A 22,610-nucleotide genomic window follows, 5' to 3' on the forward strand; every position below is an offset into this window, starting at 1 on the left:
GGTGGAGAGCTTCACAGATCTTCCCTGACGCATAGGATCGCGCACGGGTGAGCCGGGAAGTCTGGTCGGCACAGTCTTCCGCCTGCCCTGGAGCTCCCGTCCATGCCCCTCACTCTTGTCGTGCTCGCCGTGTGGGCACTCACCTTCCTCGCCTTCAACACCGTGGTCAGCGTCCGCGTCTGGCGGATCAAGACCCTGCCGCGCTGGCGACGGGCGCTGCCCGGGCTGCTGCTGTGCATCGCGCTCGTGGCCAGCCTCAGCCGGGCCACGGGAACCACCGTGATCGCCGAGACACTCGCCTTTCCCCTCTACCTGGCCACTGCGGGGATCAGCCTGTTCGAGCTGCGTCGCCACCGGGCGCGTACCTCCGGCCTGGACAGTTCCGAGGCCCTCACGTGAGCACCTGGGCAAGCTGGACACTGCTGGTCGGTGGCGCGGCAGTGCTCCTGGCGCCGAGCATCGCGGTACTGCTGGGCTGGAGGCCGACCCGCCTCGCCCGAGCCGACGCCCCGGTCCGCCTGCTCGGTGCCGCGGGTGTCACGCTGTACGGGGCCGCGCTGACCAACGAGGTGGCACGGCTTGCCGAGGCATCGAGCGGCGTACTGAAGGCATGCTCCTACGTCGCACTCGGCCTCGTCGGGTGCTCCCTCACCCTCGTGATCGTTTACGACTTCCTGGCGGGACCGTCCCGGTCACGACGCCGATGACCCTGCCCACCGCCACCCCGAGAGGCCCGCGCCGACGTGTGATCTAACCGCCCTCCTCGGGCCGAGACGGAAGCAGCGGCGGTGAACGCGAGCACCAGCGCCCCGAAGCCGAACAGCGGCGACTGGAGCCGCGGCGTGAAGTACATGAGCGTTCCGACGGTCGTCAGCACGGATCCGCTGATCAGGAGCGGGACGGACGGTCCGGCGTACGGTCCGTTTCCTGCGGGCCACGGCACGCGGCGGCCTCCTTCGGTCGACAGCGAGCATAGAAGAGCGGCCTCGTGCGCGCAGGGACCGGCGCGGGTGCCTCCCGATCCGGCGAGCCGTCGTGCCGGACTACGGGAGAGTGTGGCCTTCGTGTGCTCCTGTGACCGCCGAGAGGGACGAGAGCGCGGCCGGTCCCCCGTCCACTCCCGCCGGCGGGGCCGACCGGCTGCCCAGCATGGCGGTCAGGATCAGCGCAAGCAGGGCGATGACGGCCAGGACGACCGCCGTCACGACGCGGGGATTGCGGCGCGGGGCTCGGGCGTCCGAAGGCACATCTGCCGCGTGGGGGAACTGCTCGTTGAGCGTGTCAATCAGGGTGGCGAGGGCTGGGTCGTCGCGGGTCAGACCACGCTCGATCTCGCCGAGAATCCGCTGGTCATCGCTGGAATAACTCATGGTGACCGCCCTGGTGCCGACGAAGACGGCAGACAGACGCGTAGCTGGCGCGTCCCTTCTCCTCTCAGTCTCCACGCCCGGCCCCGTGATCACAGCGGCTGGTCGGGCCAGTCCAGGAGTCGGGCGCCGACGACGGCGGTCTGGAGGGTGTAGCGCTGGACGGGATCGCCGGGGTCGGCGCCGGTCAGGTGGTGTATGCGGTCGAGGCGGTACGTCATGGCGCGCACACTGAGGGCCAGGCGGCGGGCTGCCTGAGCGGTGACGCAGCCGCTGTCGAAGTACGCCGTGAGCGTGTCCAGGAGTGGCTTCGCGCCGCCACGTGCCTGCTGGAGCGGGCCGAGGACTGTGCGGACGAGGTCCGCCATGGCCTGCCGGTCGCGGGTGAGTACGGGATAGACCAGGAGATCTGCGGCATACAGAACGGGGGCGTCCAGGTTCATACGGGCCGCGAGGTCGAGGGCGTTGAGGGCCTCCTCATAGGAGTGGACGACGCCGCCCGCGCCCGGGTGGGATCGGCCGACGGCGACCTGGCCGCCGTCGGTCGCCGCGTACGCCTGCTTGGCGAAGTGGGCGAGCACGTCGGGCTCGTCGGCCGGCGCGACACAGATCAGCCGGCCGTCCTTGGTGGTGAGCAGGATGCGGCGGTTACCGAAGCGGGCGGCGAGCGAGGACTCGACGGTACGGGTGACCTCGTAGCCATCGCTGTACGGTTCCGGGCCCTGCGCGACGGCCACGGCGTGGGCGTGCGACAGGAGCAGTCCGAAGCGTTCTGCTCGCTCCGCCAGGCGTCCGAGATCGCTCCGGCCGTAGAGCAGGTCGTCGATGAACTCGCGCCGGGCGGCCTCTTCTTGTCGTATGGCCACGTGCTGGGCTCTTTCGTGGCCTTCGGCGAAGGCGTCGACGGCCTGTTCGACGGCGGCGAGGAGGTGGTCGGCGGCGGCCTGCGGGAGGTCGGGGCGGACCCGCTGTGCGGCGGCGAGGTGGGCGCGGACGGCGGCTCGCAGCCCGATGCCGGCCTCGGCGGCCCGCTCCCCTCGGGAGCGCAGGGCTTCACGTTCCTCGCGGGTGAGTTTGCGGCGGGTCGCGCACACACCCGCGAGGATCTCGGCGTACCCCTCCAGGTACTCCTCGGCCGGCTGCCTATCCGTCACTGCCCCTCCCGGATTCCTGACACGTCTCTGACGAGTTCTTGACACGTGGAGACCAAGACTGACACGCCGGTCACGGGCGTTTGCGACCGGCATCAAGAGGCCGTCAAAGACTGCCTGGTTACGGCAATGCCAAGGGGTGTACTTCTGCTTCAGGATGGTTCAGCGGCAGGGCGTGGGCGGGACCCGATGCCGGGAGACGGAAACTGCGAGTGGTCAGAGGGGAGAGCCATGCGGGAGTTCCTGGACACCGTCGGCACCTTCCCCACGCTGCTGTTCAGCGTGGCCCTGGTCGTCGTAGCGGTGTTCTGGCTCCTCGTGCTGTGCGGTACCGCTGACCCCCGCAGTTTCGACTCCGACGTGGACACCCAGGCGCTGCGCCTCGGCCCCGTGCCCGTCTCGGTGGCAGCCACCGTGTTCACCGTGGCCGGCTGGCTTCTGAGCCTCACCGGATCCGTACTCGTGGACCATGCCGATCCGGCCCGTCCCTTGTCCTCCCTGCTCTCGCTCGGCGTCCTGGCGCTCGCCGCCGTCGCCTCCTGGTCGGTGACCCGGCGCCTCGTCCCGCCGCTGACGAAGCTCTTCCCCGACGAACCCGGGCCGTCCCGACAGGACTTCGCTGGCCTGCCGGGCCCTCTCGAACGGCACCGATCCGCCGTCCTGGGGCAGCATCGCGCCACCGTGCGCCTACGACGACGCCGGTAGCGCGTCCGGGTCGCGCCACCGGTGTGGCGCTCGACCCTTGTAACACCGCCGCCTGAGCCTGCGGCTCCCCCTTCTTCTTCCATCGACACGGGGTTTCTCATGGATGCCATCACCGTGGGCATCGGCGTGCTCGTCGCCGTTGTCCTGCTCGTCACCGTCACGCTGCTGTTCGTGGTCAGCCGGCTGTTCCGCAAGGTGGAGCAGGGCAAGGCGCTGATCGTCTCCAAGATGCGGAAGGTCGACGTCACCTTCACCGGGCAGGTCGTCCTGCCCGTGCTGCACAAGGCCGAGGTCATGGACATCTCGGTGAAGACGATCGAGATCTCCCGGACCGGCCGGGACGGGCTGATCTGCCGGGACAACATCCGCGCCGACATCCGGATCTCGTTCTTCGTGCGGGTGAACAAGACGGTCGAGGACGTCATCAAGGTCGCCCAGGCCATCGGTACCCAGCGGGCCAGCGACAAGGAGACGCTGCAGAAGCTGTTCAACGCCAAGTTCTCCGAGGCACTCAAGACCGTGGGCAAGCAGCTCGACTTCACCGACCTGTACACCAAGCGTGAGGAGCTGCGGTTCCGGATCATCGAGATCATCGGCATCGACCTCAACGGCTACAGCCTGGAGGACGCGGCCATCGACTACCTGGAGCAGACCCCGCTCTCCCAGCTCGACCCCGGCAACATCCTCGACGCCCAGGGCATCCGCAAGATCACCGAGCTGACCGCCGTGGAGAACGTCCGCACGAACGAGTTCCGTCAGCACGAGCAGAAGGAGATCACCCGGCAGAACGTCGACGCCCGCGAGGCCATCCTGGAGCTGGAACGGCGCGAGGCGGACGCCGAGATCAAGCAGAAGCGCGAGATCGACACCGTACGGGCCCGGGAAGAGGCCGAGACGGCGCGGGTGGTGGAGGAGGAGCGGCTGCGCGCCCAGAGCGCCTTCCTCAAGACGGAGGAGCAGCTCGGCATTCAGCGGGAGAACCAGGCCCGCGAGGTCGCGGTCGCGCAGAAGAACCGCGAGCGCGTCATCGCCGTCGAGAACGAGCGGATCGAGAAGGACCGCCTCCTGGAGGTCATCGCCCGGGACCGGGAGACCCAACTGACCCGCATCTCAGCCGAGAAGGAGGTCGAGGCCGAGCGCCGGGACATCGCCGAGGTGATCCGCGAGCGGATCGCGGTGGATCGCACGGTCGCAGAGCAGGAGGAGTCCATCAAGCGGCTGCGTACGGTCGAGGAGGCCGAGCGCACGCGCCAGGCCGTCGTCATCGCGGCCGAGGCCGAGGCCCAGGAGCGGCTGGTCAAGGACATCAAGGCCGCCGAGGCCGCCGAGCAGGCCGCCGTACACCGCGCCGCCGAGGAACTCACCCTGGCAGAGGCCCGCAACAAGGCCGCCGACATGGACGCCCGCGCCAAGATCCGCCTCGCCGAAGGCATCCAGGCCGAAGCCGCCGCCGAAGGACTCGCGGCCGTGCAGGTGCGCGAGAAGGAGGCCGACGCGATCGAGAAGACCGGCCGCGCCGAGGCGGAGGCCACCGAGGCCCGCCTGCGCGCCGAAGCCCTCGGTACCCGAGAGCAGGCACTGGCCGAGGCGACCGCGATCGGCGAGAAGCTGAAGGCGGAGGCGGCCGGTCTGACCGAGAAGGCGGCCGCCATGGCAGCCCTCGACGAGGCGTCCCGTACGCACGAGGAGTACCGGCTGCGTCTGGAGGCCGAGAAGGACATCCGGCTCGCCGGGCTCGAAGTGCAGCGTCAGGTGGCCGAGGCGCAGGCCACGGTCCTCGCGACTGGTCTGGAGCATGCCGACATCAACATCGTCGGCGGCGAGTCCGTCTTCCTCGACCGTCTGGTGCAGTCGATCGCGCTCGGCAAGTCCGTCGACGGCTTCATGGAGCACTCGCAGACCGCGCAGACGCTGGCCGGCCCGTGGCTGAACGGCTCGGGTTCCTTCACCGAGGACCTGACCAAGGTGCTCGGCTCCCTGTCCACCGCCGACGTTCAGAACCTCAGCGTGTCCGCGCTGCTGGCGAAGGTCATGAAGTCCGGCGTACTCGACGCGGGAACACAGGGTACGGACGCGGCCCCGACTCCGGGAGAGACCGGCGTGCTGAACGGCGTCGCCAAGGACTGACCGCCCACGGGGGAGCGGTCAAAAGGGGTCCGGTGCCGGCAAACGGGGGAGTTACCGGCACCGGACCCAAACAACGATACGGTACAAGGAGCGGAACGGGATGAGCGTCGGAATCGACCAGGACACCTACGCGGTGCTGCGCGACCGACTCACCGCGCAGGCCGGCGAGCTGGCCCGGCGCACCGAGACCCTCAACAAGGCCCGGATCGCTGAGTTCGGTTCGGGCGAGCTGACCCTCACGGGCACGGACCGCATCCGCACCGAGCGCAACGGCCTGCCCCGGGACATCGTCGCCGTCGGTGACGACATCCTGCTCCTCGGCCGCCACACGACCTCCGCGGGGCAGGCCGAGACCTCGGTCCCTGACGTCTTCACGCTGTACGACCGCGGCCTGAACCCGGTGCCCGAGGGCGCGGTGCCCGGCCTCCTCAACGACCCGGACTTCGTACGGGAGTTCACCGCCCTGCACCGCTACTTCCGGGGCACCCGCCTGCTGCGGCTGCGCCGGGTGGAGGGCCGACTGCTCGCGGTCTTCCGGACCGGGGAGCAGGCCGACGACCTGCGCGTCCTACGCTGGTCGGTCGGACCGTCCGGCGAGACGACGTTCCTCGACGCCCAGGGCGAGCGCGACCACGTCTTCCCTCCCTCGCACGACGTCGCCTGGGTGGAGACGACGCGCGACGATCACGTGCTGGGCCGGCACCCGCACGTCTCACTCGACGGCCGCCTCTTCGTCTCCACGGTCGGCGGGGCGTTGACGGTGAAGACGGAGAACGACACCGAGAAGGCGGAGGGCGTCTACGCCGAGCCGGTCGACGAGCCCCTGCAGTCCCTGGCCGACGCCGAGGTCGCGTACGCGAGCGTGGGCGCCCTGCTCCTCGTGCGGGTCCGCCCGTACAAGGAGGAGAGCCGGCGGTACCTCGTGTTCAACACCCTGACGGGGACCGTGGTCAGGCTCGACGGCATCGGGCAGGCATGCCTGCGGCTGCCCGACGATGAGGGCATCGTGTTTCCCGGCGGGTACTGCCTCGCCTCCGGCACGGTGAAGACCTTCGACACGGATGCGGCCGAGATGGCGTTCGAGCGGGCGGTCCGGTCGCCCAACGGCGAGGACATCCTCTTCGTCTTCCACGCCCAGGAGGCGCGCCGCAGCCTTCTCCTCCCGTACAACCTCATCCGCAAGGAGATCGCCACCCCCGTCCCCTGCCGCGGATTCGCGCTCCTCGACGACGGCACGATGGTCGTCCTGCGTGCGGACGACGGGGAACCCGGTCGGGTGCACCCGGTGCAGATCTGGCGGACGGCGTACGTCGCCGACACCCACGCGGCTCCCCAGGGCGAGGGGCCGCTGGCTCGCATCGGCAACGCGGACCTCGTCCGCGGCATCTCCGACTGCCTGTCGATCGCCCGCCGGGCCACCGAGCTGACGCCCGCGGGCGCGGTGTACGAGGCGCTGGTCGCCGCCTGCGTCCGCGCGGCCGACGTCCACCACTGGCTGGGCGACCCGGAGACGGGAGACCTGCACGGTCCGCTTGCCGAGCTGCGGGGCACCGCCGCGCAGGTGCTCGACGAGTTCGAGACCGTGACGACACTCACCCGGCAGGCCGCCGAGGCACTGGCGGAGTCCGCCCAGCAGATCACCCGGCTGGTCCGGCGCATCCGCGGCGAAGCTCCAGCCACGGCGGAGGAGTGGGTCGCCCGGATCACCGAACTCCGCCAGGCCCAGGGTCACTTGGTGACCCTGAAGGAGACGCGCTACGCCGACACGGACCGCATCGACACCCTCGCCGGGGACGTCGAGGCCGACATCGCCTCGGCCGCGCAGCGGGCCGTCGCCTTCCTCCAGCGCGAGGACGCCTTCACCGGTCATCACACGGAGGCCGAGCGGCTCGCCGCCGAGGCCGGGGCGCTCACCACCGTGGCGGAGGCAGCCTCGGTCGGCGAGGCGATCGACGCTCACACGCTCGGCCTGCGCACCCTCAGCGAGATCATCGCCGGCCTCGACATCGGCGACGCGACCGTACGCACTTCTATCCTGGAGCGGATCGCCGACGTCCTCGGCTCGCTCAACCGCGCCCGGGCCGTCCTCAGCTCCCGCCGTGCCGAACTCCTCGACCAGGAGGGCCGGGCCGAGTTCGCCGCCGAGATCGCCCTGCTGGGCCAGGCCGTCACCGGCGCTCTGGCGGCTTCGGACACCCCTGAGCACTGCGACGACCAGCTCGGCCGCCTGCTGCTCCAGTTGGAGAACCTGGAGTCCCGCTTCGCCGAGCACGACAGCTTCCTGGCCGCCATCGGCGAGAAGCGCACCGAGATCTACGACGCCTTCACCGCCCGCAAACAGTCCCTCCAGGACGCCCGCGCCCGCCGCGCGGATCGGCTCGCCGACTCGGCGGGCCGGGTGCTTGAGGCGATCGCCCGGCGCACCGCGACCCTCAGCGACCTCGACGAGGTGCACACGTACTTCGCCTCCGACCCCATGGTCGCCAAGGTCCGGCGCACCGTGGCGGAGCTGCGGGTACTCGGCGACCAGGTGCGGGCCGAGGAGCTCGACGGCCGGCTCGCGTCCGCCCGCCAGGAGGCCGGCCGCGCGCTGCGGGACCGCACCGACCTCTTCTCCGACGGCGGCGACACGATCCGCCTCGGCCGGCACCACTTCGCCGTCAACCAGCAGGCCCCCGAGCTCACGCTCGTCCCGTACGAGGACACCCTCGCCTTCGCGCTGAGCGGAACCGACTACCGCTCCCCCGTCACCGACCCCGAATTCGCCGCGACCCGGCCGTACTGGGACCGGACGCTGCCCTCCGAATCGGCTGAGGTCTACCGCTCCGAGCACCTGGCCGCACGCCTCCTCGCCGAGCACGGCGCGGACGGCCTGACGGGCGCGGACCTCGCCGAACTCGCACGGCGCGCGGCCGAGGCCGCCTACGACGAGGGGTACGAGCGCGGGGTCCACGACCATGACGCGGCGCTGATCCTGGAAGCGGTACTGGCGCTGAGCGAAGATGCCGGACTGCTGAGGTACCCAGGGGCGGCGCGCGCGGCCGCCCAGACCTTCTGGGCCCATTCCACCACCGCCGAGGCCCGCGACCAGTGGACCCACCGCGCCGTCGCACTGGCCCAGGCCCGTGACCTCTTCGGCTCCGCAACGGCCGTCGACGGACTGCGCTGGGAGCTGGCGGACGCGATCGGCGACGCTACGGCCGCCGCGTACCTCGTCGACGAGCTCGCGTCCGGTCCGCCGGGCTTCGCCGTCTCGGACGCGGCGCGCACCCTGCTGGACAAGTTCCGCCGCACCGTCGGCACTTCCGCGTACGACGACGCTCTCGCCGCCGTCACCGAGCCGGGCGCGCGCCGGCAACTCGTCGAGGCATGGCTCACCTCGTACGCCTCGGCCTCCGGAGAGCAGCTCGACGAAGGCGTTCTGGCCGAGGCCGTCGCCGTCGAGCTCAGCCCCGGTCTCGACCGCTACGAGGTGAGCGCCCCGACCACGGCGACGGTCACCGGACTCCTCGGCAGCCATCCCCGTGTGGAGGGACGCGCGCTGGAGCTGCGCCTGGACGAGTTCCTGGCGAGGACCGGGACGTTCGCCGACCTGGACGTGCCCGCCTTCCGCGCCTACCAGCAGCACCGGGCGGATCTCGTCGCCGCCGAGCGCGCATGGCTGCGGATCGACGAGTACCGGCCCCAGGTCATGTCGTCCTTCGTCCGCAACCGCCTCGTCGACGAGGTCTACCTCCCCCTGATCGGCGACAACCTCGCAAAACAACTTGGCGCGGCAGGAGACGCCAAGCGGACCGACTCCCACGGCCTGCTGCTGCTTCTCTCGCCCCCCGGATATGGCAAGACCACGCTGATCGAGTACGTCGCCGACCGCCTCGGCCTGCTCCTGGTCAAGGTCGACGGTCCCGCCCTCGGCCAGGACACGACCTCGCTCGACCCCGCTGAAGCGCCCGACGCCGCCGCCCGCCGGGAACTGGAGAAGATCGCCTTCGCCCTGATCGCGGGCAACAACGTCCTGCTGTATGTCGACGACATCCAGCACACCTCACCGGAGTTCCTGCAGAAGTTCATCCCGCTCTGCGACGCCACCCGCACCCTGAACGGCCACGACCTGCGCGGGAAGCGATTCGCGGTCTGCATGGCCGGCAACCCGTACACCGAGTCGGGGCAGCGCTTCCGCGTGCCGGACATGCTCGCCAACCGGGCCGACGTGTGGAACCTCGGCGACGTGCTGACCGGCAAGGAGGACGCCTTCGCGCTGAGCTTCGTCGAGAACGCCCTCACCTCCCACCCGGCCCTCGCCCCGCTCTCCGGCCGCAACCGCACGGACCTGGAGCTGCTGACCCGGCTGGCGACGGACGATCCGACCGCACGACGCGACCGGCTCGCCCACCCATACGCCCCCGCCGAACTCGACCGGATCCTCGCCGTCCTGCGCCACCTGCTGACCGCCCGCGACACCGTCCTCGCGGTCAACGCCGCCTACATCGCCTCCGCCGCCCAGTCCGACGACGCCCGAACCGAACCCCCCTTCCGGCTCCAGGGCTCCTACCGCAACATGAACAAGATCGCCGCCCGCATCTCCCCCGCCATGAACGACGCCGAGCTCGCCACCGTCATCGACGACCACTACACCGCCGAGGCCCAGACCCTCACCACCGAAGCGGAGGCCAACCTCCTCAAGCTCGCCGCGCTGCGCGGCACCCTCACGGCGGCGCAGGCCGCCCGCTGGGCCGAGGTGACCGCCGCGTACGTGCGCACCCAGGCCATCGGCGGCTCCGGGGACGCCCCCCTAACCCGGGCGGTCGCCGCCCTCGGACTGCTCGCCGACCGCATCACGGCCGTCGAGACGGCGATCACGCGAGCCGCGGATCCATGGCACCTGCTCGCCCGCCCGTCGGCACGGCACGCGGCACGGACGACCGAAGAATCCGAGTAGGAGGGGACCTGCCATGGCCAAACCCGTGCACGCAGCGATCGGGGGCGTCGAGATCCGTTGCCTCATGTGCGACAACGACAGCTTCCGCGAGCGGGAGGTGAAGCTCAACAGCACCGGGATGGAGCTCTTCAACCTGGCATGGGCCAACGAGTCCGCGACCGGCCTGATCTGTTGGTCGTGCGGACACGTCCACCTGTTCGTGAACCGCGACCTCCAGCTCTACCGGATCCGGAAATAATTCGTCGGCCAGAGGGAGATTCGGGTTCGACGCCTCACTGCGCGCCGCCGAGGCCCGGTGCGCCCCAGACCGGGAACCAGCGGGCCAGGTCGGGCTCGATCCGCAGGTCGTCGGTGAGCAAGGCCCTGATCTGGAGTTCGAGCGCGTTGTCTCGCTTCTCGGTGCCGTCGGGCAACGGCGCGAAGGGGTAGAACGTGCCGCGTTTGTAGAGGTAGACCAGAGCCAGGATCCGCTCTCCCGCCGCCTCGCGGAAGCCGATCAGAGAGCAGAGAAGCTGAGGACCGAAGCCGGCGTCCTGGAGGAGGGTGTTGACGGCGTGCAGGTCGTTGACCAGGGAGGCGGTGTCGTCGGCGGGGTGCCGGGCCAGGAGCCAGGTGTAGCCGTACGCGTCCCGCCTGAACTCGACCGGGACGCCGCCCCGCTGGGTGTCCGCGTCGAGTAGATCCCGCACCTCCTCCCGGAGCGCAGCGAAGGTGCCGCCCTCGACTCCGGCGAAGCACACCGAGCCGCTGCCGGTCGGGAGGAAGCCGGCCCCGGCCTGGAGGGTGATGGCGGCTGAGGGCAGGCCGAAGAGCTGGTCGAGGTCGGGGCGGATCGGCTTGCTGCGGCCGAGGATGCTATCGAGGAGTCCCACCGTCAACCTCTGTTCCTGGTCACGGACGGCCGAGCTGCGCCGAGATCCGGCCCAGCTGGTCAAGGCGCTGTTCGAGCGTCGGGTGCGAGGAGAGCAGCCGGCTCAGGCTCTCCTTGGAGGAGAACGCGGGCGCAAACCAGAACGCGTTGAACGGCTCGGCCTTCCGCAGGTCCCTGGTCGGGATCTTCGCCATGTCGCCGGTCACCTTGGTGAGCGCGGCGGCGAGCGCGGAGGGGCGGCCGGTCAGCAGCGCGGCGGCCCGGTCGGCGGACAGCTCGCGATAGCGGGTGAGTAGCCGGGTGAGCAGAAAACTGATCACGTAGACGACAGCGCTCACCAACGGAACGACGATCACCGCGACGGCCATGGCCGGGTCCCTGCTGTTGCGGCCGAGGCCGCTATAGAGCGCGACGCGGGCCATCACTCCCGCGAGGACCCCGAGAAACGACGCGATGCTCATCACCGCGACATCACGATGGGCGACATGGGACAGCTCGTGGGCGAGAACGCCCTCCAGCTCCTCCGGTTCCAGGCGTCGCAGCAGGCCAGTGGTGGCGCAGACCAGGGCGGACTTCTCGTTACGGCCGGTGGCGAAGGCGTTCGGCACGTCACTGTCGGCGATCGCCACCCGCGGCTTGGGCATGTCGGCGAGCGCGCAGATACGGTCAACGGCGCCGTGCAGCTCGGGCGCCTGCTCGGGGGTGACCTCGCGGGCCCCCATGCTGAAGGCCGCGATCCGGTCGCTGAACCAGAACTGCGCGATGAACAGCCCGCCCGCGATCAGCAGGATGATCGGCCACGAGCCCTGGAGGAGCACCAGCAGGACGCCGACGAAGACGACGTAGAGCAGCCCGATCAGGAACATCGTCGTCACCATGCGGGTGGTCAGTCCCCGATCCGGGACGTAGCGCGAAGACGACCGGGCGCCGGGCATCACAACCACCCTCCTGGCAGAAATCCGCTGTGGGTGCCTTTCTGCCAGTGTGCTCCTCGGCGAGAGGACACGCGCATAGCTCCGTACACTCCTGACCAGCGGAGATAAGTGCCCTGCGAACGGACACCTCTGTCCGGATAACGGTCGCATCACGCTTGCAGGGACTTTCGAAGATCACCGTATGTAACGTGACGTGCGTCACGTGCCGCAGGGCTGGTGTCGTGGCCGGAATGCGCAACTCCGCAGGTGGCACCACCCCTCGCCACTCCTGCGCAGCGCCGGCACGCACCGGCAGCACGACCAAGGTGATCACGTTCCGAGTCCGTGGACGTCGACCCCTCGGATCGCCGATCGGACAACGGCGTTCGCTCAAAGCCCGCACATCCACTGGCGCAGCCTCCCGCGCGCCGGTCCTGCGCCATCGAGGTTTCCCACCGTGTCGCTCGATTCCCTCACCCAGTCCGTGGACGACGCCGTCAGCGGCTTCTTCGAGCCCATAGCCACCTGGCTGGGCGAGATCGTCTTCTACTCCGTCCCCGTCGGGGGTACGCAGCTGCCGTTGATCGTGGCCTGGCTCGTCGTCGCGGGTCTGGTCTTCACCGGATGGTTCGGCTTCGTGCAGCTGCGCAAGTTCCGGCTCGCCGTGAACGTGGTGCGGGGCAAGTACGACGAGAAGGGGTCGGCCGGTGAGGTCAACCACTTCCAGGCGCTGACCGCCGCCGTCTCCGGCACCGTGGGCCTCGGCAACATGGCCGGTGTGGCCGTTGCGGTCTCCATCGGTGGCCCTGGTGCCACGTTCTGGATGATCCTGTGCGGTCTGCTCGGCATGGCGACGAAGTTCGTCGAGGTCACCCTCGGTGTGAAGTACCGCGAGGTGCACGCCGACGGCTCTGTCTCCGGCGGCCCGATGCACTACCTGCCGAAGGGTCTGGCCGAGCGGTTCGGCAAGAACGGCAAGTCCCTCGGCAAGGTCCTCGCGGTCCTCGCCTCGTTCTTCCTGCTGTTCTTCGGCCTCTTCGGCGGCAACCTCTTCCAGGTCAACCAGTCCTACGCCCAGCTCGTCTCCGTCACCGGCGGCGAGAACGGCCTCATGGGCTCCTCGGCCGGTGCGCTCTTCTTCGGCATCCTGATCGCCGCCCTCGTCGGCATCGTGCTCCTCGGCGGCATCCGCTCCATCGCCTCCGTCACCAGCAAGCTCGTGCCCGCGATGGCCGGCATCTACATCGCCGCCTGCCTCGTCGTGATCGCCGTCAACGTCGATGCCGTCCCGTCCGCGATCTCCACGATCATCGAGGGCGCGTTCAACCCGCAGGGCATCGCCGGCGGTGTCCTCGGCGCGCTGATCATCGGCTTCAAACGGGCCGCGTTCTCCAACGAGGCCGGCCTCGGCTCCGCCCCGATCGCGCATTCGGCCGTGAAGACCAAGCACCCCGCGAGCGAGGGCCTGGTCGCCCTGCTCGAGCCGTTCATCGACACGGTCGTCATCTGCACCATGACCGCGCTCACCATCGTCATCGCCAACCCCGCCAGCTGGGCCGAGGCCCGCGCGGGCGAGTCCATCGGCGGCGTCACGATCACCTCCGACGCGTTCGCCACCGTCCTTCCCTGGTTCCCCTACATCCTGACCATCGCGGTCATGCTGTTCGCCGTGTCCACGGTGCTGACCTGGGGCTACTACTGCATGAAGGCGTGGACGCACCTGTTCGGCCGCAGCAAGGCCAGTGAGGTGACCTTCAAGGTCTTCTACACCCTGTTCGCGGTGGCCGGCTCGCTGCTGACCCTGCAGACCCTGATCGACATGGCGGACGCGGTGCTCTTCATGCTCGCCGTCATCAACATCATCGGTCTCTACCTCCTCGCCCCGGTCGTCAAGCGGGAGCTGAACTCCTTCCTTGCCTTCGTGAAGAGGCGCGACGCCGGCCTCGACACGGATGAGGACACCGACCAGGAGCTGGTGAAGACCACCGTCTGACCGTCCCCCCGGCGGCCCGGCTCCTGAAGGGCCCTGTCCTCACCTCGCGCCTTGGTGGGGACAGGGCCCTTCACCCTGTTCCAGCAGGTGAGAGACGCCTGGTGAGGCTCCCGCGCGCCCGATAGGGTGTAAACAACGCGTCAAGGGATGACGCTGGTGTGCCGGGAAGTCTGGTCGGCGTCCGAGGGCCTGTGTGCCCGTTTGTCGACATGCCCCGGAGGCTCGCCCCATGACGCAGTCACGTCCCCGCAAAGTGATCTTCGGCCTGCTGCCCTGGCCCGAGCGCCAAGCCGTCGGCGAAGCCCTGCGCACGGAGACGGTCGGCGGCCTGGTCCTCCTCGCGGCGGGCGTCGTCGCGCTCGTCTGGGCCAACAGCCCGTGGAGCGAGGCATACGCGGACGTCCGCGACTTCCACTTCGGCTTCCCCGCCCTGGGGTTGGACCTGTCGGTCGCTCACTGGACCGCCGACGGTCTCCTCGCGGTCTTCTTCCTCGTCGCGGGCATCGAGCTGAAGCGCGAACTCGTCGTGGGCGAACTACGCACACCCGCCACAGCGGCCCTGCCGGTGGTCGCGGCCCTGTGCGGCATGGCGGTACCCGCCGCCCTCTACGCACTCACCGCCACGGCCGGCGGCGGAAGCCTGGACGGCTGGGCCGTCCCGATGGCCACCGACATCGCCTTCGCCCTCGCCGTCCTCGCGGTGATCAGCACCCATCTGCCCGCCGCCCTGCGGGCGTTCCTGCTCACCCTGGCCGTCGTCGACGACCTCGGCGCCATCCTGATCATCGCGATCTTCTTCACCGCGGACCTCAACTTCTGGGCCCTGGCCGGTGCGTTCGCCGGACTCGTCCTCTTCTACGCCCTCCAGCGCTTCCGGGTGCGCGGCTGGTGGTGGTACGTGCCGCTCGGCATCACCATCTGGGCACTGATGTACAACTCCGGGGTCCACGCCACCGTCGCCGGCGTCGCCATGGGCCTCATCCTCCGCACGACCCGCGACAAGGGCGAGGAGCAGTCCCCGGCAGCCCGCGTCTCACACCTCGTGCACCCCTTCTCCGCCGGCGTCGCGGTCCCCCTCTTCGCGCTGTTCGCCGCAGGCGTCGGCATCTCCGGCAGCGCCCTCGGTCACGTCTTCACCGACCCCGAACCGCTCGGCGTCTTCCTCGGCCTCGTCGTGGGCAAGATCCTCGGCATCTTCCTCGGCACCTACCTCGCCGCCCGCTTCACCCGAGCCCAGCTCAATCCCGACCTCGCCTGGGCCGACGTCCTCGGCCTCGCCACCCTGGCCGGCATCGGCTTCACCGTCGCCCTCCTGATCGGCGAACTCGCCTTCCCGAACGGCGCCGAGGCCGAACACGTCAAGGCCGCCGTCCTGACCGGCTCCTTCACCGCAGCCGTACTCGCCGCCGTACTGCTGCGCCGCCGCAACCGCATCTACCGGCGCCTGTGGGAAGAGGAGGAACGCGACGAGGACGCAGACGGCATCCCCGACATCTACCAGGCGGAGTCAGCGGGCAGCGGCAGGTGACACTGGGGGACGCGGGACACGCGCTCCTCGGCACAGCTGTCGTGGTCGCCGTCCTGGTCATTCGCACCGCCGTACGCGAGATGCGGGAACCGGGGAGCGCTCGACGCGAGTGGTCCGTCCTCCGGCAACGGCGGGTCCTGGCCACCGGTCTGGCGACGACCCTGGTCCTCGGCACCGTCGGCTGGGCGCATTCCGGACCGCCAGCCGCCCCGTGGGCCGTCCTCGCCGGTCTCCTGGCAGCTCGAATCGTCGGTAACGGAAGGTGACATGACGTTTCAGGTCCTGTGGATCGTGATGTCGACGCTCGTGTTCGTCCCCCTGGCAGTGGCCTCGCTGAGGGGATGGACGCCGCGCTGGGCACCCGCCATGAGCACACGCGTCGCGAAGGCCCGGGGCTTGGCGGCCTCCATGATCTACGGCGCGAGCCTTACGCCCGCACTCCTCGGCCTGGCCAGAGTGCCGGCTGACGAACTGCTCCTGCTGCGGATCACGGCCGGGCCACTGCTCCTGCTCGTCGCCGTCGGAATCGTGGTCTGGACCTCCCTGGCCGGCCCGCGGCGCCACGAGGAGACAACGCGTCGACCGCCCGGGTAGCGAAGGCCCCCGACGCGGACGCGGCGCCTCGATGCCCACCCGCCCACGGCTATCCGGCCGAGTCCTCATCCGACAGCCAGCGCTCCAGGCCCAGCCTGCGCATCACCACCCGCACCTGCCCCTGGGCGTGCGTAACCCTGAACCGGGTCCCCTGGCCACGCGCTCCCCTGGCTGCGAGGAACAAGGGCAGTGCGCCGTCCGCACTGAGATGCGCAACACGGGACACGTCCACCTCAAGGACCTTCGGCTCTTCACGCAGAGCCGCGCGCAGGACACGACTGGTGTCCTCGGCCGTGTCGGCACCGAGGTCGCCCTTGAGGTGGATGACGAGGAGTGCTCGACGAGGGTGGAACCGACGCAGCAGTGCGCGCGAGCCGCGTCGGAGCCGTTCGGCCGGTGACATCGGTGGCATGAGCGCTCCAGGGCAGGCGTCGGCAGTTGCCGACCAGCCTTCCCGGCGCACCTGCTGCGGACGATACGCGCCGGAGCGTGCACCCGCCCCTCGACCACGGGCCAGCGGCCACGTCAGGGCTGCCGGGTTCCGGCAACATGCGCGGGGTCTGGTTGCGCGTCAAGAACCTGTCAATGCCGCGTATGGAACGTGTAAGGTCCGTGGCGGAGTGCCGGGAAGCCTGGTCGGCGAACAAGGGACACGTGTCTTTTCTGCCGATCGGGGGATATCCGCCATGGTGCTCGTCGCCGTCTTCGGAGCCGCGCTGCTTGTCGCGGTCCTGCTGTCCGGGCTCGCCGCCCGCACCGTTCTGTCGACCTCGCTGCTCTTCCTCGTGGGCGGTGCGCTGGTCAGCGACGGCTTCCTCGGACTGATCCACATCACACCCGAGAGCGAGATCGTGGCGGTCACCGCCGACCTCGCCCTGTTCGCCGTGCTGTTCACCGACGGCATGCACGTGTCCTTCGCCAAGCTGCGGGCCAACTGGCGCAACCCCGCCCGCGCCCTCGGCATGGGCATGCCGCTCGCGTGCGTCGGGATGGCGCTGATCACGCACTACCTCGTCGGCCTGGACTGGACGACCTCGTTCCTCGTCGGCGCCGTCCTCGCGCCGACCGACCCGGTGTTCGCCTCCGCCATCGTGGGCCGCAAGGAAGTCCCGGCCCGCCTGCGCGAACTCCTCAACGTCGAGAGCGGCATCAACGACGGCCTCGCCCTGCCCGTGGTCCTCATCCTCATCGCCGCCGCCGGGCCCACCGCGGCCGGCACGGAGGCATCCTTCGCGACGATCGCCCTGGAACTGGGCCTCGGCCTCGCCCTCGGCGTCCTGCTACCCCTGCTCGTCAACGGCCTCGTACGCTTCCGACTCATGGGCGCCGAGCCCAAGCTCCAGCCGCTCCTTCCACTGGCCACCGGGATCATCCTCTACGCCGCCTGCCACCTCACCCACGCCAACCCCTACCTCGCCGCCTTCTCCGCCGGCGCGGTCCTCGCCGCGAACTCCCCGGAGTCGAAGCACTCGTTCGAGCCGCTGGGAGAGTCGCTGGCCGAACTCGCCAAGTTCGCAGCCCTGCTCGTGTTCGGCGCGCTCCTCACCCCGCAGCTCTTCGGCGACCTCTCCCTCGGCGGCTACGTGGCCGTGGTCCTCGCCATCGTGCTCATCCGGCCCGGATCGCTCCTGCTGTCCCTGTGGGGAACCCGCATCGACCGCCGCGAGAAGCTGGTCGCCGCCTGGTTCGGCCCGAAGGGCTTCGCCTCCGTCGTCTACGGCCTCCTCGTCCTCCAGGCCGGCATCCCCCAGGGCCACGAGGCGTACACCCTCATCGCCGTCTGCATCGCCTTCTCGATCATCGCCCACAGCAGCACCGACGTCCCCATCGCCCGCCTCTTCCACGTCGACGACCTCGTCGACACCGGGGCCGCGGCCCAGGCACACTCCGACGACACCCCGAAGGCCAAGGCACTTCCCCATGCGCGCACGTGATCTGACCTGGCCCTGCACCCCGGTCCGCCTGGATGTCACACTGCGTGAAGCGGCCCAGCTCCTGGTCCGCGAACGCGCCCCGGTACTCGTCGTCGTAAGCGAGGACGGACGCCCCCTCACCGCGGTGCCCGCGGCACGGGTACTGGCCGCGGCCCTGCCCGAGGCCGTACGGAAGGACCCCCTCCTCGCCGCCGTCGTGGGCGATTCGCTCGATGACGACGTACGGGCGAGGGCAGCCTCGCTCCGGCTCGGCGACGTGCTGCCCACACGTCTGACCAGTCCCGCCGTCGTCAGCCCTGACGCATCGCCGATCCAGATGGCCTCACTCATGGCCCGGACCGGAAGCACCGTCGTCCTGGTCGTCGACTACGACGACGACAAGCCACACCTGTTCGGCACCGTCGACGCGGCCACCCTGCTCCAGCACTACCTCTGACCAGCCCGACAGCCGTACGAGACGACCGCCCCGGGGGGACCATGAACACCAAGCGCCGCGCCGCCACCACCCTCGTCCTTCCAGGGCTCCTCCAGGGCACGGTCGGCACCGTCACCGAGAGCAAGGACTTCGGAGCCCCCCCCGTTCTGGAGCGCCACCCTCAGCTGCGCCTTCGGCTGGTTTGCCGAGCGCCGGGCGACCACGTCGTGAGTCTGCGGCGCCGGGCACTCTGGCACAGGACATGGGGAGCCCTCGCTGCCCTTCTGGGCCTCGCCGTCCTCCTGGTCGTGGCGTCCGGCCTGGCCGCCATATCGGAGACGCTGGAGGACGAGCACCTGTATCGCCAGGCGACGACCTGCCCGAATTCCGCCCCCAAGCCGACGGAGAACTGCATCCACAGCCGTTCCGCGCGCGTCGCCGGTGTCGTCATCAGGGAGGAGGCGAAGTATGAGGAGTTCACCCTCCGCCTGCAGGAGGGCGCCGGGCTGCCCGAGGAGATCGACATGGGCAGAGAAGGACCGCTCCTGAAGCATCTCAACCCAGGTGACGAGGTCAACGTCACCCTGTGGCGCGACTACACCGTCGCTGTGGCCCACGACGGAACCGTCCAGGGGACAGCGGACACACCCGAAGGCGGGGCGGTGTTCATCACCACCGTCGTCCTTGCCCTGATCTCCGCGGGTGCCTTCCTCCTCCACACCGGAGGCACCGCGCTCACCCGCGCCGGCACGTGGGCCAGGGATGGTCTGCCCGCCGTTCTCGTGGTCAGGGCGAAATGGGCCTTCGGTTCCGCGCTATGCGCACTGCCGGCCCTCCTTCTCGTCGACCTGCTCGACCTCGGGCCAGCCGCCGAGGTGTTGGCCTGGTGCGCCATGGTCCCGCTCGTCCGCTGGTACCTGCAATGGAAGTCCGGCCGTCACCGGGGTGCCCACGCACTCCCCCTCACAACAAGGAGCCCGTTGCGATGAACGACGACGAACCCGTCTTCAAGAAGAGCAAGTGGGGCACCAGCCGCTACGTCTACAACCCGAACAACCCGATCGGCCTGGCCCTGATCGTCGCAAGCAGCGTCTTCGCCATCGTCATGATCATCCTTATGGAGAACCGGGCGGGCCCGTTCGCACCACCCGCGTCTCCCACGTGGAGCCCGCCCGCGTCTCAGGCCCCTTGGCCCTTCGCACGCCGTGATCAGTAGGTGTGTCATCGATGTTTGAGCGATCGCTCGAGGGGGCGGCACCCCGAGCTCGCTTACCCGATCCGGTGAACTTCCGCGGAGCCGTATGTACCAGGTCGGGGCCAGCGAGAAGCTCTTACGCCTCGGCTCACCAGCGGTCTGCCTGCGGTGATTCCCTCCGTCCGGCACGCCAAGGTCGGGAGAGTCGGTTCCCCGGCCGGTTCCGTGCCTGGCCGGGTTCCGTTCTACCGCCTCTACGGTGCGGATCATGAGCATCCCCACTGAGCCCATCGGCAGCATCCCCCGGCCACGAGCCCTGCAAGAGGCCCTGGCGGAGCACGCCGAAGGCCGACTGAGCGACACGGAACTGGCGAAGCTACAGCAGCAGGCCACGACCGACACCCTGGCCCGGCTGGAGGAGCTGGGCAGTGACGTCGTCGTCGACGGAGACCAGGCCAAGCCCTCCTCCATCACTTACCCCCTCCCAGGGTTGAGCCTCGCCCGGGACGGCGTGGTCATCCCCTACGCCGACGGCCACACTCGGCAGCTGCCACGGCTGACAGCAGGACCGTTCCGCTACCAGGTGCGGGCCGATACCTACCTGCGCGCCGCCAAGAAGCTCACCGACCGCCCCGTCAAGCAGGCTGTCGTGGCCCCCTCCGCCCTCAGCCTGCTCTACCCGGTCGACCGCCCCATCGCCGGCTACTCCCGTGAGGCGTTCCTGAACGACCTCGCCAACGAGGCCGAGGCCGAGATCCGCGGCTGCCTGGAAGCCGGCGCGCACTGCGTGCAGCTCGACTTCACCGAGGCCCGGCTGTCGCTCAAGCTGGACCCGTCCGGTGGGGTGCTCAACGACCTCATTGCCCTCAACAACAAGGTCCTCAGCCGCTTCACCGCGGCAGAGCAAGCCCGTCTCGGGGTGCACACCTGCCCCGGAGCCGACCACGACTCCACTCACAGCCTGGACATCGACTACGCGGGCCTGCTGCCCAGGCTGTTCCAGCTCAAGGTCGGAAACTTCTACCTCCAGTTGGCCAGCGAGCCGGACCCCGAGCGCGTTCTGAAGATCATCTCCGACCAGCTGCGTCCAGGGGCCCGGGTGTTCATCGGGGTGATCGACCCCATCAGCACGACCGTGGAGACCCCCGAAGAGGTACGGGACCGTGTCCTTCTCGCCTCCCGGTACATCCCCGTCGACCAGCTCGGCACCTGCGACGACGCCGGCTTCTCCCCATACGCCGACGACACCTCCACCTCACGCGACCTCGCCTTCGCCAAGATCGAAGCCCACGTGCGAGGCACTGCACTCGCCTCCCAGGCCCTCGGCCTGTAATCAAGATCGGAACCACCCGCGAGCATCAGTGGGGAGAGAATGCCGTTCCAGCGACGGTGCATGACGTGAGCCGGACACCGGCCATGAGCCTTCGGTCTCACCCGGTGCCCGGCCTCAGCCATCACCCGAGAGGAGCCCTCGGCACGGTGCCCGCAGCGCCGTGACAAAAGTTGGGTAGCACACGATCAAACTTCAGCGACACAGGAGAATCGCCAAGGGGATGCCCTTGCCGATGCCCTCGGCGACCATGCTGACGAGCCATTTGTCCGTGATCCCGAGGGCCTCTGGTTGATTGTGTTGAAGGTGGCCGGCGCGACGACGATGACGTCCGACTTCGGCCAGACGTGTCCGGTTGACCGGGGCGGCAGTAGTCCCAGCGGACCGGGCGGCCGGTGAGGCCGTCGAGGGATTCGGTGAGCCAGCGGGCCGTCGTCGGGGCGAGCCCGAGGCAACGTCCCAGCCGTCGGCCTCCGCCTCCTCGATGACGCGGGCGACGCCGAAGAAGGGGGCGTGGCCGCGCTGCCGAACATGTACAGGTGGTGGGCATCCGATCACACCTGGGCCACCGCCAACTCGGCGAAATCCAGTGCGAATCCGCCTCTCGTGGCGCAGGGCAGCACGGAGCGTTCCGGGTGACGAGGCAGAGACGGGAGACCGGTATGCCGACGCGGGACGACGACCACACCGATACGCGGACCAAGGAGCAGCGGAGGCTGGCGGGGCTGACACAGCTCATCCCAAGTCACGGTCGTGCGCGCTCTTGTCATCGGGCTTCACCCTTGGGTTGTCAGGCATGGCACCCCATCCTGTCGAGCACCGCTGGCCTCCAAGGTGGATAGCTGAAATAGACATCCACGAGTCGGCATCCGCCGCATCAAGCCGCTCGGCGTTCGTGAGCCCGATCACTGGGCGTCCCTGGACGCCGGGCCAGGCAGCTCGTCACGTACTGTCGAACCGCAGGAGGTCCTGCCGCACCGGACATGCCGCATCGTACGTTTTGGATCGAGGAGACGACCGTTGAGTACCGACCCCCTGCCGCTCGCCGAGGGTGACGCCTTCTGGCAGGAGCGCCGGGTGTGCTTGCTGACCACCCAGCGCCCAGACGGCACTCCTCACCTTGTGCCGGTCGGCGTCACATATGACCCGGAGACCGGGATCGCCCGGGTGATCAGCGACGGCGGCAGTATGAAGGTGCGCAACATCCGCGCGGCCGGCCCCGGGGCTCTGGCCGCGGTGGGGCAAGTCGACGGGCGGCGCTGGTGCACCTTGGAGGGCACGGCGGTCGTGAAGGACGACCCTGAATCCGTCGCCGAGGCCGAACGTCGGTACACCGAGCGCTACAAGCCTCCGCGGGTCAACCCGAACCGGGTCGTCATCGAGATCACCGTCACTCGGGCGATGGGGACCGCGAAGCCCTCCGGTTGGTGACCTTTCCCGGTCGCTTCCGCGGCGAAAGGTAGCCGAAAGTCCCCGGTTAGCGTAACCGGGGACTTTCTGGATGATGGCTTCTCCACCGCCACTTCCTGCCCGCCCGTCGAAAGGCA

General features: G+C 69.6%; 20 protein-coding genes. 15 read left to right on the forward strand and 5 right to left on the reverse strand.

Annotated features, from left to right (window positions below; translation table 11 throughout):
- The first annotated feature begins 102 nt into the window (after window positions 1–102).
- Entirely contained in the window at window positions 103–399 is a 297-nt protein-coding gene (locus ACIGEZ_RS24490) for a hypothetical protein (RefSeq protein WP_399834490.1), read from the forward strand.
- Window positions 396–707, forward strand: coding sequence for a hypothetical protein (locus ACIGEZ_RS24495; protein ID WP_399834492.1), 312 nt, complete (start codon window positions 396–398; stop codon window positions 705–707). Before ACIGEZ_RS24490 ends, ACIGEZ_RS24495 begins: the two co-directional genes overlap by 4 nt.
- Window positions 708–1,043: 336 nt before the next feature.
- On the opposite strand, the gene ACIGEZ_RS24500 is transcribed toward ACIGEZ_RS24495, so the two are convergent.
- Together ACIGEZ_RS24500 and ACIGEZ_RS24505 are read right to left on the reverse strand one after the other, a co-directional pair.
- Window positions 1,044–1,370: a DUF3040 domain-containing protein gene (locus ACIGEZ_RS24500; RefSeq protein WP_399834494.1), complete on the reverse strand. Its 327-nt coding sequence runs from the start codon at window positions 1,368–1,370 to the stop codon at window positions 1,044–1,046.
- 89 nt (window positions 1,371–1,459) lie between these two features.
- Window positions 1,460–2,521, reverse strand: a complete 1,062-nt coding sequence (locus ACIGEZ_RS24505; protein ID WP_399834496.1) for a PucR family transcriptional regulator — start codon at window positions 2,519–2,521, stop codon at window positions 1,460–1,462.
- Between the two features lie 228 nt (window positions 2,522–2,749).
- Here ACIGEZ_RS24505 and ACIGEZ_RS24510 point away from each other — a divergent pair, with 228 nt between their 5' ends.
- The 4 genes from ACIGEZ_RS24510 (at window position 2,750) to ACIGEZ_RS24525 (ending at window position 10,527) form a co-directional block, all read left to right on the forward strand.
- Window positions 2,750–3,223, forward strand: coding sequence for a hypothetical protein (locus tag ACIGEZ_RS24510; RefSeq protein ID WP_399834498.1), 474 nt, complete (start codon window positions 2,750–2,752; stop codon window positions 3,221–3,223).
- A 99-nt stretch (window positions 3,224–3,322) separates the two neighbouring features.
- Window positions 3,323–5,350 carry a flotillin family protein gene (locus tag ACIGEZ_RS24515; RefSeq protein ID WP_399834500.1) on the forward strand — a complete coding sequence of 676 codons (2,028 nt, stop codon included), beginning with the start codon at window positions 3,323–3,325 and terminating at the stop codon, window positions 5,348–5,350.
- 100 nt (window positions 5,351–5,450) lie between these two features.
- Window positions 5,451–10,289 (forward strand): DNA repair ATPase, encoded by a 4,839-nt coding sequence (locus ACIGEZ_RS24520; protein WP_399834502.1) that lies wholly within the window; start codon window positions 5,451–5,453, stop codon window positions 10,287–10,289.
- Between the two features lie 13 nt (window positions 10,290–10,302).
- Window positions 10,303–10,527 (forward strand): hypothetical protein, encoded by a 225-nt coding sequence (locus tag ACIGEZ_RS24525; RefSeq protein WP_399834504.1) that lies wholly within the window; start codon window positions 10,303–10,305, stop codon window positions 10,525–10,527.
- Window positions 10,528–10,561: 34 nt separating this feature from the next.
- Here ACIGEZ_RS24525 and ACIGEZ_RS24530 read toward each other — a convergent pair whose 3' ends face one another.
- Together ACIGEZ_RS24530 and htpX are read right to left on the reverse strand one after the other, a co-directional pair.
- Window positions 10,562–11,161: a hypothetical protein gene (locus ACIGEZ_RS24530; protein WP_399834506.1), complete on the reverse strand. Its 600-nt coding sequence runs from the start codon at window positions 11,159–11,161 to the stop codon at window positions 10,562–10,564.
- 19 nt (window positions 11,162–11,180) lie between these two features.
- A complete protein-coding gene (gene htpX / locus ACIGEZ_RS24535; protein WP_399834508.1) occupies window positions 11,181–12,095 on the reverse strand; it encodes a zinc metalloprotease HtpX in 915 nt (304 codons plus the stop codon).
- Window positions 12,096–12,531: 436 nt separating this feature from the next.
- Between htpX and ACIGEZ_RS24540 the strand changes: the two genes are divergently transcribed.
- From ACIGEZ_RS24540 to ACIGEZ_RS24550, 3 genes are all read left to right on the forward strand, one after another.
- A complete protein-coding gene (locus ACIGEZ_RS24540; RefSeq protein ID WP_399834510.1) occupies window positions 12,532–14,067 on the forward strand; it encodes an alanine/glycine:cation symporter family protein in 1,536 nt (511 codons plus the stop codon).
- 229 nt (window positions 14,068–14,296) lie between these two features.
- Entirely contained in the window at window positions 14,297–15,595 is a 1,299-nt protein-coding gene (nhaA, locus tag ACIGEZ_RS24545; RefSeq protein WP_399834512.1) for a Na+/H+ antiporter NhaA, read from the forward strand.
- Between the two features lie 267 nt (window positions 15,596–15,862).
- On the forward strand, window positions 15,863–16,189 hold the full coding sequence (locus ACIGEZ_RS24550) for a hypothetical protein (protein WP_399834514.1): 327 nt from the start codon (window positions 15,863–15,865) through the stop codon (window positions 16,187–16,189).
- 49 nt (window positions 16,190–16,238) lie between these two features.
- Here the strand turns inward: ACIGEZ_RS24550 and ACIGEZ_RS24555 are convergent, their stop codons facing one another.
- A complete protein-coding gene (locus ACIGEZ_RS24555) occupies window positions 16,239–16,601 on the reverse strand; it encodes an STAS domain-containing protein (protein ID WP_399834516.1) in 363 nt (120 codons plus the stop codon).
- A gap of 274 nt (window positions 16,602–16,875) precedes the next feature.
- Between ACIGEZ_RS24555 and ACIGEZ_RS24560 the strand changes: the two genes are divergently transcribed.
- From ACIGEZ_RS24560 to ACIGEZ_RS24585, 6 genes are all read left to right on the forward strand, one after another.
- The gene (locus ACIGEZ_RS24560; RefSeq protein WP_399834518.1) at window positions 16,876–18,123 is read left to right on the forward strand and encodes a cation:proton antiporter; all 1,248 of its coding nucleotides are present in this window, start codon (window positions 16,876–16,878) and stop codon (window positions 18,121–18,123) included.
- On the forward strand, window positions 18,110–18,559 hold the full coding sequence (locus tag ACIGEZ_RS24565; protein WP_399834520.1) for a CBS domain-containing protein: 450 nt from the start codon (window positions 18,110–18,112) through the stop codon (window positions 18,557–18,559). Before ACIGEZ_RS24560 ends, ACIGEZ_RS24565 begins: the two co-directional genes overlap by 14 nt.
- Window positions 18,560–18,600: 41 nt before the next feature.
- A complete protein-coding gene (locus tag ACIGEZ_RS24570) occupies window positions 18,601–19,527 on the forward strand; it encodes a hypothetical protein (RefSeq protein WP_399834522.1) in 927 nt (308 codons plus the stop codon).
- Window positions 19,524–19,754 (forward strand): hypothetical protein, encoded by a 231-nt coding sequence (locus ACIGEZ_RS24575; protein WP_399834524.1) that lies wholly within the window; start codon window positions 19,524–19,526, stop codon window positions 19,752–19,754. The genes ACIGEZ_RS24570 and ACIGEZ_RS24575 overlap by 4 nt, the downstream gene beginning before the upstream one ends.
- Before the next feature lie 247 nt (window positions 19,755–20,001).
- On the forward strand, window positions 20,002–21,066 hold the full coding sequence (locus ACIGEZ_RS24580) for a cobalamin-independent methionine synthase II family protein (RefSeq protein WP_399834526.1): 1,065 nt from the start codon (window positions 20,002–20,004) through the stop codon (window positions 21,064–21,066).
- A 1,017-nt stretch (window positions 21,067–22,083) separates the two neighbouring features.
- A complete protein-coding gene (locus ACIGEZ_RS24585) occupies window positions 22,084–22,494 on the forward strand; it encodes a pyridoxamine 5'-phosphate oxidase family protein (protein WP_399834528.1) in 411 nt (136 codons plus the stop codon).
- The last annotated feature ends 116 nt before the right edge of the window (window positions 22,495–22,610 follow it).

Source organism: Streptomyces sp. NPDC085481, from assembly GCF_044541845.1.
GTDB lineage: Bacteria > Actinomycetota > Actinomycetes > Streptomycetales > Streptomycetaceae > Streptomyces.